Below are 2,338 nucleotides of genomic sequence, written 5' to 3'. Positions count from 1 at the left end.
CGCGGTCGCCGACGGCGCCGGCCGGGCGCTGCTGCGCATCGACGTCTCGCTGGCCGGCGCCGACACCGAGCGGAAGGCGGCCGAGGAGGAGCGCGCCGCCCGCGACGCCGAGCTGAAGACGGTGCGCGCCCGCGTCCGCGAGCTGTCGGTGGAGCTGGAGAAGCTGGTCAACGTCGTGCACGGCAGCGAGGTCGCCCGCGCCGAGCGCCGGCTGCGCCTGGAGCAGCTCGAACTGAAGGCGGTCGAGGAGATGGGGGTCGACGTCGCGACCCTCATCGCGGAGTACGGCCCGCGGGTCCCGGTGCCGCCCCCGCCGGGAGCGCCCGACGACGAAGCGGTGCCCGTCCCCTACGTCCGTGAGGTGCAGGAGAAGCGCGCCCGCAGCGCCGAGCGCCAGCTCGGCCAGCTCGGCCGGATCAACCCGCTGGCCCTGGAGGAGTTCGCCGCGCTGGAGGAGCGCCACGCATTCCTCACCACCCAGCTGGAGGACCTCAAGAAGACCCGCCGCGACCTGCTGACCGTCGTCCAGGAGGTCGACGCCCGGGTCCAGGAGGTGTTCTCCGCCGCCTACCACGACGTGGAGCGGGAGTTCGCGCTGATCTTCGGGCGGCTGTTCCCCGGCGGCGACGGCCGGCTCATCCTCACCGAGCCCGACGACATGCTCACCACCGGCATCGAGGTCGAGGCGCGGCCGCCGGGCAAGAAGGTCAAGCGGCTGTCGCTGCTCTCGGGCGGTGAGCGGTCGCTGACGGCGGTGGCGTTCCTGGCGGCCATCTTCAAGGCGCGGCCGTCGCCGTTCTACGTCATGGACGAGGTCGAGGCGGCGCTCGACGACACCAACCTGCAACGCCTGCTGGTGATCTTCGAGGAGCTGCGGGCGTCGTCCCAGCTCATCGTCATCACCCACCAGAAGCGCACCATGGAGGCCGCCGACGCCCTCTACGGCGTCACCATGCAGGGCGACGGGATCTCCCAGGTGATCAGCCAGAAGCTGGACCGCGCCAAGCAGGCATAGGCCGCCCGCCGTGGTGTGCGGGACGGCGGGGTGCGGGCCGCGGCGGCGCCCGAAATCCGACCGACTAAAGTGGACATGTTGCCCTGCCGGTGGATTCCGGCAGGTCAACGGCATCGTGTGAGCGAAGTCCGGTACCGGCGCGCCGAGGCGCCCGGCGAACCCGGCGCTGTCCCGCAACTGTGATGCCCGCCGGCCCCCGGCGGGACGAGCCAGGTCGCCTCCACGATGCCGGCGTCCACTGTCCTCGTGGGAAGGGCGGTCCGTCCACGCGTTCGGCGGGCTCCTCGACCTCCCCCCATCCCCTTCACGCAAGAAGAAGGAGTCCCGTGCGCATCGCACGCCCAACGTCGGCCGTCCTGGTCCTGGCGGCACTCACCCTGTCCGCCTGCGGCGGCCAGGGGTCCCCCGAATCCGAGTCCGGCGCCACCCCCGCCGAAGGCTTCCCCGGGACCGTCACCGACGCCCGCGGCGAGGTCACCCTCGACACCGCACCCGAGCGCATCGTGTCGCTGTCGCCGTCGAGCACCGAGATGCTCTTCGCCATCGGCGCCGGCGACCAGGTCACCGCCGTTGACGAGTACTCGAACTTCCCGGAGGAGGCCCCGGTCACCGACCTGTCGGGATTCACCCCCAGCGTCGAGGCCATCAGCGAGCACGACCCCGACCTCGTCGTCCTCGCCCGCGAAGCCGAGGAGACCGCGGAGCAGCTGGAGCAGATCGACGTCCCCGTGCTCGTGATGCCGGCGGCCGTCACCCTCGACGACACCTACGCCCAGATGCGCCTGCTCGGCGAGGCCACCGGCCACGCCAACGAGGCCGCCCAGGCGGCCGGCGAGGTCGAGGCCGAGGTCGACGGCATCGTGGAGGCGGCACGCGAGGAGATCGGCGACACCGACCTCAGCTATTACCACGAGCTCGACGACGGCATGTACTCCGTCACCTCCGACACCTTCATCGGCCAGATATACGCCGAGTTCGGCCTGACCAACATCGCCGACTCCGTCGATGACACCGCGGGCGGCTACCCGCAGCTGTCGGCCGAGTACATCGTGGAGCAGGACCCCGACCTCGTCTTCCTCGCCTACGGCGGCGCCGACGCGGCCGACGACCTGGCGGACCGCCCCGCCTTCGACGGCATCGCGGCCGCGCGCAACGGCGACATTGTCGAGCTCGACCCCGACATCGCCTCGCGCTGGGGCCCGCGCGTCACCGACCTCGCCGCGAGCGTGGCCGAGGCCGTCACCGCCGCCGACCAGGGCTAGCCGGTGCGACGCTCCCGCCGGGCCTGGCCGCCGCTGGCCGTCGCGGTGGCCGGGCTGGCGG

Annotated in this window: 2 protein-coding genes; both read left to right on the top strand. The window is 72.5% G+C overall.

Going from position 1 to position 2,338, the window contains the following annotated elements:
• The coding region (locus ACFOVU_RS26895; RefSeq protein ID WP_378538048.1) for an AAA family ATPase at nucleotides 1-1,015 on the top strand (1,015 nt) is incomplete at its 5' end.
• A 326-nt stretch (nucleotides 1,016-1,341) separates the two neighbouring features.
• Nucleotides 1,342-2,277: an ABC transporter substrate-binding protein gene (locus tag ACFOVU_RS26890; RefSeq protein WP_378538047.1), complete on the top strand. Its 936-nt coding sequence runs from the start codon at nucleotides 1,342-1,344 to the stop codon at nucleotides 2,275-2,277.
• Nucleotides 2,278-2,338: the final 61 nt, after the last annotated feature.

Origin of the sequence: Nocardiopsis sediminis (assembly GCF_042650565.1) — a bacterium.
Lineage (GTDB): Bacteria > Actinomycetota > Actinomycetes > Streptosporangiales > Streptosporangiaceae > Nocardiopsis_B > Nocardiopsis_B sediminis.
The sequence above is the reverse complement of the archived record's forward strand: the minus strand, read 5'-3'. Positions and strand labels throughout refer to the sequence as shown.